This window comes from Nitratireductor aquibiodomus NL21 = JCM 21793, from assembly GCF_000615975.1.
In the GTDB taxonomy this organism is placed as follows: Bacteria; Pseudomonadota; Alphaproteobacteria; order Rhizobiales; family Rhizobiaceae; genus Nitratireductor; species Nitratireductor aquibiodomus.
This window is the reverse complement of the sequence record NZ_BAMP01000054.1, coordinates 1-14,331: the sequence shown is the minus strand read 5'-3', so window position 1 is coordinate 14,331 and position 14,331 is coordinate 1. Positions and strand designations below refer to the sequence as shown.

Annotated in this window: 14 protein-coding genes and 1 pseudogene; 13 read left to right on the top strand and 2 right to left on the bottom strand. The window is 62.8% G+C overall.

Annotated features, from left to right (window positions below):
* Positions 1 to 147 precede the first annotated feature (147 nt).
* Positions 148 to 1,110 carry a dihydrodipicolinate synthase family protein gene (locus JCM21793_RS28795; protein WP_007008523.1) on the top strand — a complete coding sequence of 321 codons (963 nt, stop codon included), beginning with the start codon at positions 148 to 150 and terminating at the stop codon, positions 1,108 to 1,110.
* A 55-nt stretch (positions 1,111 to 1,165) separates the two neighbouring features.
* On the opposite strand, the pseudogene JCM21793_RS14695 reads toward JCM21793_RS28795, so the two are convergent.
* Positions 1,166 to 2,179: pseudogene (locus JCM21793_RS14695) on the bottom strand (Ldh family oxidoreductase); the annotation flags it as partial.
* A 146-nt stretch (positions 2,180 to 2,325) separates the two neighbouring features.
* On the opposite strand from JCM21793_RS14695, the gene JCM21793_RS14690 reads away from it, so the two are divergent.
* The 10 genes from JCM21793_RS14690 to JCM21793_RS14650 all read left to right on the top strand — a co-directional run bounded on the left by JCM21793_RS14690 (position 2,326) and on the right by JCM21793_RS14650 (position 10,792).
* Positions 2,326 to 3,843 carry an aldehyde dehydrogenase (NADP(+)) gene (locus JCM21793_RS14690; protein WP_007008525.1) on the top strand — a complete coding sequence of 506 codons (1,518 nt, stop codon included), beginning with the start codon at positions 2,326 to 2,328 and terminating at the stop codon, positions 3,841 to 3,843.
* 433 nt (positions 3,844 to 4,276) lie between these two features.
* Complete coding sequence (locus tag JCM21793_RS26175) at positions 4,277 to 4,864, top strand: type 2 periplasmic-binding domain-containing protein (protein ID WP_202901430.1); 588 nt, start codon at positions 4,277 to 4,279, stop codon at positions 4,862 to 4,864.
* The gene (locus tag JCM21793_RS29760; RefSeq protein ID WP_202901429.1) at positions 4,792 to 5,127 is read left to right on the top strand and encodes a type 2 periplasmic-binding domain-containing protein; all 336 of its coding nucleotides are present in this window, start codon (positions 4,792 to 4,794) and stop codon (positions 5,125 to 5,127) included. Before JCM21793_RS26175 ends, JCM21793_RS29760 begins: the two co-directional genes overlap by 73 nt.
* A gap of 17 nt (positions 5,128 to 5,144) precedes the next feature.
* A complete protein-coding gene (locus JCM21793_RS14680) occupies positions 5,145 to 5,666 on the top strand; it encodes a TRAP transporter small permease subunit (RefSeq protein ID WP_007008528.1) in 522 nt (173 codons plus the stop codon).
* Between the two features lies 1 nt (position 5,667).
* Positions 5,668 to 6,981, top strand: a complete 1,314-nt coding sequence (locus JCM21793_RS14675; protein WP_025030854.1) for a TRAP transporter large permease — start codon at positions 5,668 to 5,670, stop codon at positions 6,979 to 6,981.
* A gap of 319 nt (positions 6,982 to 7,300) precedes the next feature.
* Complete coding sequence (locus JCM21793_RS14670; protein ID WP_025030853.1) at positions 7,301 to 7,813, top strand: RidA family protein; 513 nt, start codon at positions 7,301 to 7,303, stop codon at positions 7,811 to 7,813.
* Positions 7,800 to 9,002 (top strand): aminotransferase class V-fold PLP-dependent enzyme, encoded by a 1,203-nt coding sequence (locus JCM21793_RS14665; protein WP_007008531.1) that lies wholly within the window; start codon positions 7,800 to 7,802, stop codon positions 9,000 to 9,002. Before JCM21793_RS14670 ends, JCM21793_RS14665 begins: the two co-directional genes overlap by 14 nt.
* Before the next feature lie 53 nt (positions 9,003 to 9,055).
* Complete coding sequence (locus JCM21793_RS14660) at positions 9,056 to 9,844, top strand: IclR family transcriptional regulator (RefSeq protein ID WP_036540472.1); 789 nt, start codon at positions 9,056 to 9,058, stop codon at positions 9,842 to 9,844.
* Positions 9,845 to 9,899: 55 nt separating this feature from the next.
* On the top strand, positions 9,900 to 10,223 hold the full coding sequence (locus tag JCM21793_RS14655; RefSeq protein WP_025030850.1) for a hypothetical protein: 324 nt from the start codon (positions 9,900 to 9,902) through the stop codon (positions 10,221 to 10,223).
* A gap of 92 nt (positions 10,224 to 10,315) precedes the next feature.
* Complete coding sequence (locus tag JCM21793_RS14650; RefSeq protein ID WP_025030849.1) at positions 10,316 to 10,792, top strand: DUF411 domain-containing protein; 477 nt, start codon at positions 10,316 to 10,318, stop codon at positions 10,790 to 10,792.
* A gap of 80 nt (positions 10,793 to 10,872) precedes the next feature.
* Here JCM21793_RS14650 and JCM21793_RS14645 read toward each other — a convergent pair whose 3' ends face one another.
* Entirely contained in the window at positions 10,873 to 11,601 is a 729-nt protein-coding gene (locus JCM21793_RS14645) for a LuxR C-terminal-related transcriptional regulator (RefSeq protein WP_025030848.1), read from the bottom strand.
* A 270-nt stretch (positions 11,602 to 11,871) separates the two neighbouring features.
* On the opposite strand from JCM21793_RS14645, the gene JCM21793_RS14640 reads away from it, so the two are divergent.
* Positions 11,872 to 13,650, top strand: coding sequence for an adenylate/guanylate cyclase domain-containing protein (locus tag JCM21793_RS14640; RefSeq protein ID WP_025030847.1), 1,779 nt, complete (start codon positions 11,872 to 11,874; stop codon positions 13,648 to 13,650).
* Between the two features lie 60 nt (positions 13,651 to 13,710).
* A partial coding sequence (locus JCM21793_RS14635) for a cytochrome P450 family protein (protein ID WP_025030846.1) occupies positions 13,711 to 14,331 on the top strand: 621 nt, incomplete at its 3' end.

Genomic DNA, 14,331 nt, shown 5'->3' with positions numbered 1-14,331 from the left:
CCGCCCCTGAAATGCAGCAGTGCTGCTGCGCGAAAATTTGTGTCGACAAAAAAAATACAAGTGATATTTTGCAGGCGATCCAAACTGTGAGCGGCCGGCTGCGGATGCATTGCGGCGCATGAGATCAGGCATTTGAAGGAGATCGGCATGATCAACCATATTTTCTCGGGATGCATTCCCGCTCTGATGACCCCCTGCAAGGCGGATCGCAGCCCCGACTTCGACGCGCTGGTGCGCAAGGGCAAGGAATTGATCGATACCGGTATGCGCGCCGTGGTCTATTGCGGATCCATGGGCGATTGGCCGCTGTTGACCGACGCGCAGCGCATGGAAGGCGTTGCCCGGCTGGTTGAGGCTGGCGTGCCCGTCATCGTCGGCACGGGAGCGGTGAACACGGCAAGCGCCGTGGCCCATGCGGCGCATGCGGCCGAGGTCGGAGCCGAGGGTCTCATGGTCATCCCGCGTGTCCTGTCGCGCGGCAGCTCGCCGGCAGCGCAGCGGAACCACTTCAAGGCCATTCTTTCGGCTGCGCCCGATCTGCCGGCGGTGATCTACAACAGCCCCTATTACGGGTTTGCCACCCGGGCGGACCTCTTCTTCGCCCTGCGTGCCGAGCATCCCAACCTGGTCGGCTTCAAGGAATTCGGGGGTGCCGCAGATCTGCGCTATGCGGCGGAGAACATCACCAGCGGCGACCCCGACATCAAGCTAATGATTGGTGTCGACACCACGGTCTATCACGGCTTCGTCAACTGCGGCGCCGATGGTGCCATCACCGGCATCGGCAATGTGCTTCCCCGCGAAGTCCTGCATCTCGTCGCGCTGAGCCAGGCTGCTGCGGCCGGCGATGCGGATGCGCGTCAGCGGGCTTCCGAGCTCGATGCAGCGCTTGCAGTGCTCTCCTCCTTCGATGAGGGTGCGGATCTCGTTCTCTACTACAAATACCTGATGGTGCTGAACGGAGACGAGGAATACCGCCTGCACTTCAATGAGACGGATGAACTCTCGGAGAGCCAGCGTGGCTATGCCGAAGCCCAGTACAAATTGTTCCGCGACTGGTACGCGAACTGGAGCAAGCTGCCGGGCGCGGTCTCCAAATACGCAGCCTGACCCTGTGGAAGAGCCCTCCCGGACCGGGAGGGCTCCTGTGCTTAAACGGCGTCGAGCCTTTTTCGCGCAGACGCTCGAGCAGCGCCGTTTCTTCGGCAGTGAGGCGGATGCCTTCGGCAAGCGCCTTCTCCCGTGCGGCAAACCGGCGCTGCGAGGGGAGCCGTGCTCCCTGGCCCACCATGGCTTCAAACAGGGTCTCGGCACGCGCCATCGGGTCGCCCACCCGTCCCTGTGCAAAGCGGGTCGGGTCGAAGGCCAGGATCAGTTCGCCATGGGCCGGCGCCAGCGTGGTGGTGCCGAGCGCTTCCAGCGCCTCCGGGCTCGTCAGATCGCCGATCATCACCCCGGCAAGCAGCTCGATCATGGTCGAGATGGCCGATCCCTTGTGCCCGCCAAAGGGCAGCATCGCACCGTCGAGCGCGGCCTCCGGGTCCGTCGTGGGTTTTCCGTCCGTGTCGATCGCCCAGCCTTCCGGCAAGGGCTTGCCGGCACGGCGATAAAGCTCGATCTCGCCGCGTGCCGCAACGCTGGTGGCGAAGTCGAATACATACGGGGTCCTGCCGGGCCGTGGCCACCCAAAGGCGAACGGGTTGGTGCCCAGAAGCGGGCCGCTGCCGCCGGAAGGGGCGACGCTGGCATAGCTCGGGCACATGGCCATGGCGGCAAGCCCATGCGCGGTCAGCGCCTCGATCTCGGGCCAGAGAGCCGAAAAATGCGTGCAGTCGTTGATCACCAGGGCCGCGAGCCCGAACTGCCGGGCCTTTTCGGCCAGCACGGGGGCACCCAGTTCGAACGCGGCATTGGCAAAGCCGCCCTTCGCCGCAACGCGCACGATGGCGCTGTCATCGCTGGTCAGTTCAGGCTCGGCATCCGGCACGACCTTGCCGGCCTTGATGGTGCGCAGGCAACCCTCGACACGGTAGACGCCGTGGGATTTGCAGGCGTCGCGCTCTCCCGCCACGATTGCCCGTGTGAGCGCGCCCGCATGGAGCGGCGACAGGCCTCCCCTGCGCATGATCGCCTCGACAATGTGCTCGAGGTCGCCGATGGCCAACGTGGTCTCGGTCATAAAATATCCTTTCCTCCGGTTGCCGGGTTGCAATCTTGCATACATTTTGTATGCAGATGGTAGCCTATGCAAGATGCAGGAGTCATAACCCAGCGCTTCCTGCCTGCGCCAGATGATCCGAAACTCAAAATTGAAGGAGGGGACCGATGCCCTTCACCCCACACGGAAAGCACCTGATAGCCGGCGAGTGGACCGCTGGCGACGACACATTCGAATCGTCCCCGGTGCATGGTCCGGCGCATCGCTTTGCGATGGGCACCCCTGACCTCGTGAATCGTGCGGTTCAGGCGGCTGAAGCTGCTTTCGAGGCCTATTCGCGTCGCACGCGTCAGGAACGGGCCGCGTTTCTGGAGGCCATCGCCGATGAGATTGAAGCCCGCGGCGCCGATATCACCGAGATCGGCACGCAGGAAACCGGTCTCCCCGCCGCGCGTCTCGAAGGAGAGCGCGGCCGCACCTCCGGCCAGCTTCGCCTCTTCGCAGCCCACATTCGCAAGGGGGATTATCTCGACCGCCGCCACGACGAGGCTCTGCCGGATCGCCAGCCCGCGCCGAGGCCTGAACTGGTGATGGTGCAGCGTCCCATTGGCCCGGTTACCGTTTTCGGCGCATCCAATTTCCCGCTTGCATTTTCGACGGCGGGTGGCGATACCGCCGCCGCGCTGGCGGCTGGCTGCCCGGTCGTGGTGAAAGGGCATGAGGCGCATCCGGGAACCGGTGAGATCGTCGCGGAGGCGATCAGGGCGGCCATCGAGAAATGCGACATGCCGGCTGGCGTGTTCTCGCTCATCCAGGGTGGCGACCGCAGCGTCGGCCAGGCGCTGGTGCAGCACCCGCTGATCAAGGCCGTTGGCTTCACGGGCAGCCTGGCGGGCGGCCGTGCGCTGTTCGACCTTTGTACGGCACGACCGGAGCCCATCCCCTTTTTCGGAGAGCTGGGATCGATCAATCCGATGTTCGTTCTTTCGCACGCTCTTGAAGCGCGGGGCGAGGAGATCGGGCGCGGCTGGGCTGCATCCCTGACCATGGGCGCGGGACAGTTCTGCACCAACCCCGGCATTGCGATTGTGATGGATGGCAAGGCAGCCGACCGTTTCGTGGACGCTGCAGCAGACGGGCTGAAGCAGGTGGATGCACAGGTGATGCTGACCGACGGCATCGCAAAGGCGTTCAATGCGGGACGTGATCAGGTTGCGCAAAGCGCTGCGGCGCGCCCGGTGATGGTGGCCGAAGCGGAGGGGCGCAAGGCTTCGCCGGCACTCTTTGAGACCACGGCAGCGGAGTTCCTTGAAAATCCACAATTGCATCATGAGGTCTTTGGTCCGCTCGGCCTGCTGGTGCGTGCCGGTTCTGCCGAAGAGATCGAGGCCATCGCCCGCGCTCTGGAAGGGCAGTTGACCGTGACGCTGCACCTCGACGAAGGCGACGTCGCTGCGGCCCAGGCGCTTCGCCCCGTTCTTGAGCGCAAGGCGGGACGGCTGCTCGTCAACGGATTCCCGACCGGGGTCGAGGTGGTGGACTCCATGGTCCATGGCGGCCCCTATCCGGCCAGCACCAATTTCGGCGCCACCAGCGTCGGGACGCTGTCCATCAGACGCTTCCTGCGCCCGGTCTGCTACCAGAACGTGCCTGCGGCTCTTCTGCCGGAGGATGCGCTGGGCTGACCCTACGGGACTGCAATTGCAACAATGGTGAGGCGCGGCACACGGCGATGTGTGCCGCGCCTTTCTTGTTTCTGGCAGGGCGGCCCGATCGTTGGAATGGCGCAAAGCCGCTTAAAAAATTTAATTATTTTTTTTGTCGACATGGAGAATTGGAGATGTATAAATTTTGAGTGCATCCCGGACGGGTTCACCGGGTCTTAAAAAATAACAATGGAGGAGTTGAGATGTTTCTCAGCCTTAAGCGATTGGCCCTGGCCGGGGCCGTGGCGTTTGCGACGTTTGGCGCGCAGGCGCAGGAAGTGACCTGGCGCGTACCGACGTCGGTCCCCGAGGGGTCGCCTTTCTACGTGAATTTTCTCGAGCGTTTTGCCGACAATGTGGGTCTCCTGACCGACGGAGCTGTCGAAATCCAGCCTTTGGTGCAGGCATTCTGGTGCCGGCGCTGCAGGTCTATGATGGCGTCAAGGACGGCATTGTCGAAGCAGGTCACTCGACTCCGAGCTATCTGGTCAATCAGGATCCGGTGAACGCGATTTTTGCTGGTTTCCCCGGCGGCATGGGTCCCGAAGCCTATTCGACGTGGATTTTTGAAGAAGGCGGCAAGGAAAAGCTCGCCGAAATCCGTGCGGAAGAAGGCCTGAAGTCGCTCGTCGTGGGCATCGGCTCCTCCGAGATCATGGCGCATGCCAACAAGCCGATCAAAAGCGCGGCCGATCTCAAGGGCCTGAAATACCGCACCTCCGGTCCCTGGGCCGAGGTGATGCGCGACTATTTCGACGCGGTGCCGACCGTTGTGCCCCCGGGTGAAATCTACACCCTGTTGGAGCGCAAGGGCGTGGACGCTATCGAATGGGGCCCGCCATCGGGCAATCTGCCGGAGGGTTTCCACGAGGCCGCGCCCTATATCGTCGTGCCGGGCGTTCATCAGCCACCTTCCTCTGGGAAGTCGTGGTCAAGCAGGAAACCTGGGATGCGCTCGACGAGGCGCTCAGGGCGAAGATCGAAGCGGCCGCCGAGCTAACCACGCTTCAGTCGCTGGTCCACTTCTACGATCAGGACATGAAGGCGATGGAGACGCTTCGCGCCAGCAAGGCCGAGGTGATCGAGCTCGATGCGGCGTTCCAGAAAGAGCTGTCCGATGCGGGCCGCGACTGGATCAAGAAAACCGCCGAAGCCCAGAAGGCCGAGGGCAAGCCCCGCATGGCCGAAATCCTTGAAGGCTACCTCGCCTATGAGGATCGCTGGGCCGAACAGAGCGGCTACCTGATCCGCAACGAAAAGTAAGCCGGCGGGAGGCGATCTTGAAACGTGCTCTCCTCGCGGTCGCGGATCGAATTTCGGCAAGTCTGAACATCGTCGCGCAGGCGATGGTGCTGATCCTGATCGCCTCCATGCTCTACGAAGTGGTGGCGCGCTATGTCTTCGGCGCGCCCACACTCTGGGCCTTCGACATCGCCTATATGAGCACCGGTGTGCTCTTCGTTCTGGGCGCGGCGCAGGCCCTGCGTGAAGACGCTCATGTGCGCATTGACTTCCTCTCGTCGCGGATGCCCAAACGGGTGCGTGGCGCGATCGATGGCCTGGCCTTTCTTGTCGTCCTTTTCCCGGTTTTCGTGTGGCTTGCATCCATCGCCGGCCAGCGCGCGTGGCGCGCCTGGATGACGGGCGAGGTAGAGCATGTCAGCCCGTGGGCGCCATTGATGTGGCCCTTCTACAGCGCGCTGGCGATCGGGCTTTCCGCGCTGGCTCTCCAGCTTTTCGCCGAAGGGCTGCGGGCTCTCACCGACCCGCGCGACGACGACAGCTTCAAGATCGAGACCTGACATGCTCATCGCAGGATTGATGTTTCCGGCGCTGTTCGCGCTGATCCTTCTGGGATTGCCGATCGCGTTTTCGCTCACCATCGTCGCGGTTGGCGCAGGGCTGGCGGCCTTTGGCTCCGTCGCGTTCAACCAGCTCTATGGCTCGTTCTACTCGGCCTCGACCAATTTCATTCTCTCGGCAATCCCGATGTTCATCCTGATGGGGGCGCTGCTCGAGCGCTCGGGCATTGCCGAGCGCCTGTTCCGGGTGATGAATCTCTGGCTCTCGCGCCTGCCCGGTGGGCTCGCGCTGGCAACCATCGCGATGGGCGCGATCTTCGCAGCCGCCGCCGGTGTGGTCGGCGCCGTCGAGGTGATGATCGGCATGATGGCCATTCCTGCGATGCAGAAGGCGCGCTATGGCAACACGCTGATTGCCGGCACGATCTGCGCCGGCGGGTCACTGGGCACGATGATCCCGCCGTCCGTCATTGCCGTCATGTATGCCTCGCTTGCGCAGATGTCGGTGGGCAAGTTGCTCGCCGGAATGATGCTGCCCGGCCTGCTGATGGTTGTGCTGTTTCTGGCCTATATTTTCATCCACGGTCTGCTCTATCCGGCGAAACCCGATGAGGACGATCCGGTCGAGGAGCCCGTGGAACTTGCCGAAAAACTGCGGCTGACGGCCACGGTCCTTCTGCCGGTCGTGCTCCTGATCGTCGCTGTCCTCGGCTCGATCCTGGCCGGCATCGCCTCGCCGACGGAAGCAGCCGCCGTGGGTGCCGCCGGTGCGCTCGCCCTCTGCATCGTCAACCAGCGCTTTTCAATAGCAATGCTGCGGGAATCGCTGGCGATCACCGTGCGGATTTCCGCGATGATCCTCTTGATCGTCGCCGCCGGCACCATGTTCATGGGCGCCTTCGCCGCCAATGGCGGGGCGCGGCTTATCCGCGAGGTGATCGACGGCGCCGGGCTCGGCCCCACGGGCATGATCGTGTTCTTCCTGGCGGTGGTCTTCGTCCTCGGCTTCGTGCTCGACTGGACGGCCAATGTGCTCATCTGCGTGCCGCTGTTCACACCGTTCATCCGCGCTGCCGGCATCGATCCGGTGTGGTTCGCAACGCTGGTGCTCATTGTCATCCAGACAGGCTATCTTACGCCGCCCATGGCCTCGTCGATCTTCTATCTGAAGTCGATTGCTCCCCCGAACATGACCTACGGGGAGATGTGCCGCGGTGTTCTGCCATTCATTCTGCTGCAGGTCCTGACGCTCCTGCTGGTGGTGGCGTTCCCTGCCCTGGCAACCTGGTTGCCTGAACGAATCGTCGGCTTCTGACATCCGTTCCGGGCTGTTCGGCCCGTTCCGAAAACAATTGTCCTGTTGGCAGGCGCGTGGAAACACGCGCCTGCTTGACACTGCGCGCGCATCGCTTATCCTTCTTTTATAGAGAATTATATTTCATAATAATGAAATATTCAGGAGAGAACGAATGTCAGGCCTGAAGCCTTGTCCTGCATGAGATGCAGCCGCCTGCATCGGAGTGTCCGGGAAAACGCGGTGGCTGAAGGCAACCATACCCTGTTCTGCATTTCTCGTCGCGCCCGCCAGTCACTCTGACCCGGCAACAAGACACTCGAACCCTTGGAGTTCCCGCATGAGTTTTTCCGAGCTTGCCAAACGCCCGGAAACGACGCCCAACGATCGTCTCGAGGCACTGGGGATCGTTCTGCCGCCGCCTCCGCCGCCGGTGGCCAATTTCGTGACACATGTGCAGGAGGGGAGCCTGCTGTTTCTCTCCGGCCAGGGGCCAACAGAGCCAGATGGCAGCCAGCACACCGGCAAGGTCGGCGCGGACGTCTCGGCGGAAGAGGCCTATCGACACGCGCGCCTGACGGGCATCAACCTGATCGCCGTGATGCAGGCGGCGCTCGGAGACCTTTCGCGCGTCAGGCGCGTGGTGAAGCTCCTTGGCATGGTCAATGCCGATCCCGAGTTCGCAGAGCACCCGGCCGTGATAAACGGGTGTTCGGACCTGCTCATCGATGTTTTCGGCGAGCGCGGCGTTCATGCGCGTTCCGCTGTCGGATTCGGGTCTCTGCCGGGCAGGATCACCGTCGAGATCGAAGCCGTTATTGCGATAGAGGACAATGAAAATGCTGCCCAATGACGACATTCGCGCCAGGCTCGGCCTGCGCCCGGTCATCAACGTGTCCGGCACGATGACCTCGCTCGGCGCTTCCATCGTCGTGCCGCAGGCCATCGAAACGGTCGCCTCCGTGCTTGGTCAGTGGACGGAAATGTCCGACCTGCAGCGCACGGCGAGCAGGACCATCGCCCGGCTGACCGGTTCTGAAGCCGGATGTGTCACTGCGTCCTGTTCGGCGGGCATCACGCTCGCGGTTGCCGCCGCCATGACCGGAAGAGATCTTGCGGCCATCGAGCGCTTGCCGGACACCAGCGGCCTCCGCAACGAGGTGGTGGTGCAGGCCGGGCATCTGGTGAGCTATGGAGCACCCATCGATCAGGCGATCCGGCTTTCCGGCGCTAAGGTCGTGCCGGTAGGGCAGGCGACGAGCGCCTATGCCTATCAGCTTGCCGGTGCCATCACCGAGAACACGGCGGCTGCCGTCTATGTGGTGTCGCATCACGTTGTCGAATACGGACAGATCCCACTGGCCAACTTCATCGCCACGGCACACGCAAAAGGCGTTCCGGTGATCGTCGATGCGGCTTCGGAATATGATCTGACGGGCTTTCTGGCCGCTGGCGCCGATGTGGTGCTCTATTCGGGGCACAAGTTCCTTGGCGGCCCGACGTCCGGCATCATTGCAGGCAGCAGGGCGCTTGTCCGGGCCGCCTATCTGCAGAACCTCGGCATCGGCCGTGGCATGAAGGTCGGCAAGGAGGGGATAGCAGGCGTGATCGCCGCGCTCGAAGCCTGGGAGAACCGCGACCATGCCGGCATTCGGGCGCGCGAGCGGAAGGCGCTTGATGTTTGGGCAAAGACGCTTCAGGGACGGCCCGGCATCGCTGCGCGCATCACGCCGGACCCGACCGGCAACCCGCTCGATCGCCTGCGGATCGACATCGACCCGAACATCGCACGCATTACGGCGTGGGATCTGGCAGACCGGCTGGCGGCGGGCGATCCGCCGATCATCGTCCGCGATCATGAGGCCGAGCACAACTATCTCTTCCTCGATCCCTGCAACCTGCATCCGGACGAGGAGGCCGTTGTTGCCCGCCGCGTCGCCGAAGAGCTCGACCATGCCGCAGCCGCGCCGGCGCCGCTGGTGAGTTCTTTTGCCGAGCGTGCCATGCGGCTGGAGGCCGGGCTGCTGAATTGGCCGGACTGAAAGCAGGTGCTATAGACGGCCGGTTGACCAACGGGACAGGCGATACGGTGAACATGCAGCCCACCACGGACGGACCGCGCGAAAAGCGCACGCGAACGAGCGCACTCGACCGCATCCTGCAGATTCTGGATTTTCTCCAGCAGTCCGACCGGCCGGCCACTGCCTATGAGATCGCGCGCGCCGTCGGCGCGCCGGCATCGACCATTTACGGCCTGGTCGAAGACATGGTCGGCAAGGAAATCCTTGACCGGCAGGACAATGGCGCCCTGTGGTTCGGACCGCGCTTCTATCACTACGGCCTGACCTACGCCCGCCGGCTGGACCTGCTCTCCGCAGCCAATCAGGAGATGTTGGATCTGGCGCTTGCGTCCAGAGAGACAGTGCAGATCTGCGGTCGTGACGGCGATCAGATGGTGGTTCTTGCCATGGTCGATGGTCCCGACCATTTTCAGGTTTCATCGCGCGTCGGCTCCCGCACACCGCTCAACTGGTCCGCATCGGGCCGCCTTCTGATCGGTCATCTGCCGGAAGATGAGCGTCAGGCGGTGCTCTCGGCGGCGATCCGCCCGTCACCCACCGGAAATGCCGAAACCGATCTGGCCGCCCTCTCGCAGGCCGCACGCCGGGCCTATGAAGAGGGGCTTTCGATCCAGGCCGGAGAATCGGATTTCTCCGTCGCATGCATCGCAGCACCCATCATTGATGAAGAAGGGGCCTGCCGGGCGACGATCTCGATCGTGGTTCCCGATCACAAGGTCGATCAGGACGAGCCCGACCTGAAAGATCTTGTCCAGAAGAGCGCACGCAGGATCGAGGCGCGGCTTGGTTGGAGGCGCAGATAGCCGCACTGGCAGTCTGCGCTTTCCATGGATTTTCTCTTCGCCGCGGGTTAAAAGCATGGCCATGCGCACGGCTTTGACCTTCTTGCTGCTGGCTGTCTTCATCCTCGCGGGATCGGTTCCCGCGATGCAGGCGGCTGTGGGCGATGGTTCGCCCACCGCGATGGCGCAGTCAGCGGACATGGGACAGATGCGCTGTTGTTCAGGTTCGGATGATGGCAATGCCTACGCGTCTTCTGGCTGTGTGATGGACTGTCATTATCTTCCGCCGATCCACGCAGTGCTCGTTCATCCGACACCTGCTCCCCTGACCGAACCGGCGGGTTACGCGCCCCACCCGCCCCTGGCCTTCGGATTGTTTCGCCCACCCATCGTCTCCTGATCTGTTCCAGATCCGTTTCGAACAACATTCTTGCCTGCCTTGCAGCGTGTCACGCGCAAAGGCGGCGAGCGCAGAATCGAAAGTGAAAGACGATGAAAAATCACGCAAACAGAGTAACAGCCGGCGCAGCGCTGGCATTTTTCCTGGCCCCGGGCCTTGCCCATGCTGCTCCGGCCGATACGGCGATCACGGTTTTCAAGACGCCATGGTGCGGCTGCTGCGAGCTGTGGGTCGAGGCCATGAAGGAGGCCGGATACCCGGTCAAAACGACCGACCTTGAAGATCTGTCGAACATTAAGAAACAGGCCAGCGTGCCGGGTGATCTCGAAGCCTGCCACACTGCGGTGGTTGACGGTGAGCGCAAATATGTCCTGGAAGGGCATGTGCCGATCGAGGCTGTCGAAAAGCTCCTTGAGGAGCAGCCTGACATCAAGGGTATCGCCGTTCCCGGCATGCCGTCAGGCTCGCTCGGCATGGGATACGACCCGAATGCGCGCTACACGGTCTATTCCTTTGACGGGATTTCGGGCGAAGCGCCGGCGGTCTTCCTTGAGACTGGCGTGAAATAGCCGGTTCAGCGCCGAATCGTGCATGGCCGTCTCCGGGGCGGCCATGTGCACAGCGCCCGCCGAACGCCGGGGTACGAGGGTTACAGAAGGTCGACACCGCTGTTTGTAAACAGGGCCGACACCTTATAGGCGGCCTCCGTCCGATTGGTCGCCTTGAGCTTCTGCATGATGTTCCGGATGTGTACCTTGACCGTGCTCTCGCACATGTTCAGCTCGTAGGCGATGATCTTGTTAGGCTTGCCCTGCCAGATGGCCTCAGCCACCTGAATCTGGCGCGGGGTGAACATTTCGGTAAGGCGCTGGTCGTGCGTCGGATCGCTATTGATGACCTCGCGCATCGCAAAGACGGTACTGGCGGGGACGAATACCCCGCCGGCAAGCGCGAGGTTTATGGCTTCGACACAAACCTCGACACTCACCGACGAAGGTATATAGCCCCGCACGCCATAATCGAGTGCATTGACGATCTGCACCACGTCATCCCGGTCTGCTAGGATGATCAGCGGTGCCGATGCGGAAATCCTGATGATCTGTCTGATCAGCTCCTCCATGTGGGAATCCGTGATGTTGGCGGATCCCACATGGAGGAGCACAGCGGCCAGTGGAGGATGCCGGTCCGCTTCATTCTGCCATTCTTCGATCGTGCTGCAGGCGACCACATCCCAGGGGGCAGGGTGCGCTGCCAGGCTGCTGCGCAGGCACTCACGTGCCAGGATGCGGTTGTCGACGAGAACCACCGAGCCCTTCTGCGCCTGGAGGCGGCTGGAGGTTCTGCCGATCGAGCTGCGGCGGGCCCCTTCTGGCGGCATACCCGGTCCGTGGGAGGATGCGGTACAAGCTGATAAGGCCGTCATGTCGATACCCGCTGTTTTTCGTCGAGATTGCTCTGCTAACGGGCACCAGACTAATCATGACAGCATGTGACTTCTGTGAAATTGGCTACACTCCATGTTCCGGGCGATCTGCAGCCGCATAAGTAACCGCAAATATGCCGGCAAACCGCTTCATGCTCTTCATGGTTGCCCGATCCGGTGTGCGGGGATACGCTGGGGGCATTGAGGGGCACCAACTGAAAAACAATGTCCGAGGGGCAATACACCCGACAGGTCACGACCATCGCTTCAATCGATGCAGTCGGATTTTCCCGGCTGATGGGGATCGATGACGAATTCGCGGTGGCCGCGTTCGAAGAGCGGCGGTCGATCATCGCCGAAAGCTGCGACGCTGCAGGCGGGCGCACATTCGGTGCTGCCGGGGACAGCATCATGGCGGAGTTCGGCACGCCCATCGATGCGTTGCGCGCTGCCTTCGATTTTCAGCAGCGCATCGTCGATCTGAATGGTCGTGTGCCCGGCGACCGCCGCATGCCGTTCCGGGTCGGCATCAACACCGGCAACGTGATCGTGCGCGGTGCGAGCCTTTATGGGGATGACGTCAACATCGCCGCACGCATCCAGGAGCTTGCTCCCACGGACGGGCTGGCGATCTCGGAAACGACCTGGAACCATGTCAGGGACAAGGTTGCTGCCAGCTTCACCGACCTCGGAGAGCGGCAACTCAAGAACATCGCGCTTCCGGTCCGCATTTTTGTGGCGAACCGGGGTGATGGCGAGCGCGCGGAAGCAATCCCGCGACGCGCTGCCGATCCCGCAGCCCCTCCGGCGGTTGCCGTACTCCCGTTCCAGAACGAGGCGGGCGCGCAGGAATTCGACTATGTCGCCGATGGTGTCGCCGAAGACATCATCCAGGGTCTGTGCAGCACGCGCTGGCTGCCGGTGATCGCGCGGGAATCGAGCTTCCAGTTCCGTGACAAGGCGCTCGGCCCGCGCATGACCGGCAGCGCGCTTGGCGCGCGCTATCTTGTCGATGGCAGGCTTGCACGCGGAAGCGGTTATTTCGATCTCGTCATCACGCTGACCGACGCTGCCAATGAACGGCTGGTATGGTCGCGTGGCTTTCGCCGCCCGCTCGACGAAGTATCACTGGTTAATGATGAGATCGGCGGTCAGATCGTTTCCATGCTGGAAAAAGAGGTGGAGCGTGTCGAGCAGGCGCGCACCTTTCAGGTGCCTTGGGAAAGTCTTGAGACATGGCAGCTCGTGCGGCGCGCCCGCTGGCACATGCAGCGTCGCACGCGCGAGGACACCATGCTGGCGCTTGACTGCCTCGAGGAAGCGCGCCGGAAAGCGCCCAACGCCAGTGCGGTGCTCAATGAACTGGCGTGGTGGTATTTCTGGCGCGGCTGGCTGCAGGCAGGCGCCGGTGACGATCTCGACAGGGTGACGGACTTCTCGCGCAAATCGCTGCTGATGGATAGCCAGGATGCCCGGCCCCACGCGCATCTTGGTGCCGTGGCGATCATGCGGGGGCAGCCGAAGGCGGCTATCGAGCACCTGCACGAGGCGCTACAGATCAACCCCAGCTTCGCCTTCGCCCATTCGGCGATGGGCAGCGCGCATCTGTTGCTCGGAGATGCGGTAACCGCCATTCCGATGTTCAGGACGGCACGGCGGCTGAGCCCGTTTGACATATACGGATTCCACAATCTCGGGGAACTCGCCGCCGCCTGCTGCTTCGACCGGCGCTGGGACGACGCCATCGCAGCGGCGGAGGCGTCGCTCGACCTGTCACCGCGCTATTTCTACGCGCGTTTTCTCAAGATCGGGGCACTGGCGCGCTGTGATCGCATGGAAGAGGCGCGTCGGGAGAAGGCGCTCTTCCACGCCTATCATCCCGATTTCTCGCTTGAACGCGTTGCATGGATCCCGTTCGCGGAGAAATCCGCGACAGCGTTTCTCATTGATAGTTTCAACCTCGCCGATCAGGACGGAGGTGCGATCGAATTCGGCCCTGCGTGAACTGCTTCACACACGCTCCGCGCATTCACGCGTAGGCCTTTGCCGTCCGAGGGGAACGCAATGGCGACGACAAAGTATTTCGACGGTGTGCGCGAGGCGCAGCGCACCCAGGGGCCGGTGGCTGACATGCCGCCGTTCGATATCGAGCGGGTTCGCGCGAAGGGGTGGCGCGCGAAGTTCACCAGCTACCTCCTGGAGAACCCGCGCTGGGCGCTCGGTCTGTTGCGGCGGTTTCATCCCGTACTCAAACTCGGCGGTTTCGTTCTCGTCACGCGCAGCGAGGACGTGCGCGAGGTACTGGAGCGCCAGGACGTGTTCCAGACTCCCTACGGCCTGGAAATGGCGGAAATCGCCGGTGGAACGAACTTCATTCTCGGCATGCAGGACGGGCCGGACTACCGGCGTATGAAGTCGACGGTGTTGTCCGCTTTCCCCGTGGACGAGGTAGAAAGCGTGGTGCGCCCGCTCGCGGCACGGCACGCCGAGCTTATCATGCGCCGCGCCGCGCCCCGTTTCGACGCGGTGGATGCGCTTTTGCGTGTTGTTCCGGTGCGCATCTGCCGCGATTATTTCGGTATTCTGATCGATGATGAGGACGCGTTCTCCGACTGGGCCAATGCCCTGAGCGGGCTGTTCTTCGCCGATCCCGGCGCGGACCCGGCGACGCGGGAGCTGGCGGTG

Coding starts and splice junctions, on each gene's coding strand:
- JCM21793_RS28795 (WP_007008523.1), top strand. CDS start 148: ATGATCAACCATATTTTCTCGGGATGCATTCCCGCTCTGATGACCCCC.
- JCM21793_RS14690 (WP_007008525.1), top strand. CDS start 2,326: ATGCCCTTCACCCCACACGGAAAGCACCTGATAGCCGGCGAGTGGACC.
- JCM21793_RS14675 (WP_025030854.1), top strand. CDS start 5,668: ATGCTCATCGCAGGATTGATGTTTCCGGCGCTGTTCGCGCTGATCCTT.
- JCM21793_RS14670 (WP_025030853.1), top strand. CDS start 7,301: ATGAGTTTTTCCGAGCTTGCCAAACGCCCGGAAACGACGCCCAACGAT.
- JCM21793_RS14665 (WP_007008531.1), top strand. CDS start 7,800: ATGCTGCCCAATGACGACATTCGCGCCAGGCTCGGCCTGCGCCCGGTC.
- JCM21793_RS14660 (WP_036540472.1), top strand. CDS start 9,056: ATGCAGCCCACCACGGACGGACCGCGCGAAAAGCGCACGCGAACGAGC.
- JCM21793_RS14655 (WP_025030850.1), top strand. CDS start 9,900: ATGGCCATGCGCACGGCTTTGACCTTCTTGCTGCTGGCTGTCTTCATC.
- JCM21793_RS14650 (WP_025030849.1), top strand. CDS start 10,316: ATGAAAAATCACGCAAACAGAGTAACAGCCGGCGCAGCGCTGGCATTT.
- JCM21793_RS14645 (WP_025030848.1), bottom strand. CDS start 11,601: ATGCCGCCAGAAGGGGCCCGCCGCAGCTCGATCGGCAGAACCTCCAGC.
- JCM21793_RS14640 (WP_025030847.1), top strand. CDS start 11,872: ATGTCCGAGGGGCAATACACCCGACAGGTCACGACCATCGCTTCAATC.